We start from the raw sequence: 892 nt of genomic DNA on the forward strand, positions 1-892 counted from the left end.
TTTATCAATAATGGTGCCGGTTGGGTTAGATGGTGTAGCAACCAGGGCCATTTGCGTGTCCTGATTCCAGTATTTTTCAATATGCTCTGAGGACAATTGATAAGCGGTATCTGCACCGACTGGAACCGAAACGGCTGAGGCTTCGACGAACCGGGCAAAATGGCGATTACAGGGATATCCCGGATCGGTCATCAGTAAATGTTTACCGGTTTCTAACAAAGCGCCCATCACCAACAGTAATGCACCGGATGCTCCAGGAGTAATAACAATGCGGCGGGGTGAAATGGTGAGCCCGTATTGTTGTTGATACCAGTTTGCAATTTTTTCCCGTAACGCCATCAACCCAAGCGACGGCGTGTAGAACGTGTCGCCTTTTTTTAAGGAAGCCATCGCTGCATCAATAATTGGCTGAGGCGTCAGAAAGTCCGGCTCACCAATTTCCAGGTGAATAATATCCCTGCCCTGCGCCTGCAGAACTTTCCCCTGCGACAGAATATCCATTACCTGAAACGGTTTAATATCCTGTGCACGTTGTGTGATGTTAATTGGCTTGGGCATGTAATTCCTGAATTGACTGGGCGCTTATGTAATCATTATCGATAGGTAACCCCGCTAAAACTGAACAGGGAGCGTTGGGTTCGCCGAGTTGATCAACGACGCAAACAGCATCGCTGAAATCTTCATTGGCAGTATAGGCGTTCATGGTAACCAGTGTGGTTAAACCGGCAGACCGGGCTGATAACAAACCGTTTGCCGAATCTTCAATCGCCAGGCATTGATCAGCCATAAGCTGCAACTGTTGCATACAATAATGATAAATATCAGGAGCAGGCTTTTTGGCTGGCACAATATCTCCCGCCGCGATACAGTCAAACCAATTCAAGGCATCTTC

2 protein-coding genes are annotated in these 892 nt (G+C 47.6%); both read right to left on the reverse strand.

Annotation, left to right across the window (positions count from 1 at the left end):
* Positions 1–558: aminotransferase class I/II-fold pyridoxal phosphate-dependent enzyme (locus tag B3O33_RS02785; RefSeq protein ID WP_292362880.1), on the reverse strand; the 558-nt coding region annotated here is incomplete at its 3' end.
* The coding region (locus B3O33_RS02790; protein ID WP_292362881.1) for an HAD family hydrolase at positions 542–892 on the reverse strand (351 nt) is incomplete at its 5' end. The genes B3O33_RS02790 and B3O33_RS02785, both read right to left, overlap by 17 nt.

Origin of the sequence: Methylophaga sp. UBA1464 (genome assembly GCF_002325665.1) — a bacterium.
Taxonomy (GTDB): Bacteria; Pseudomonadota; Gammaproteobacteria; order Nitrosococcales; family Methylophagaceae; genus Methylophaga.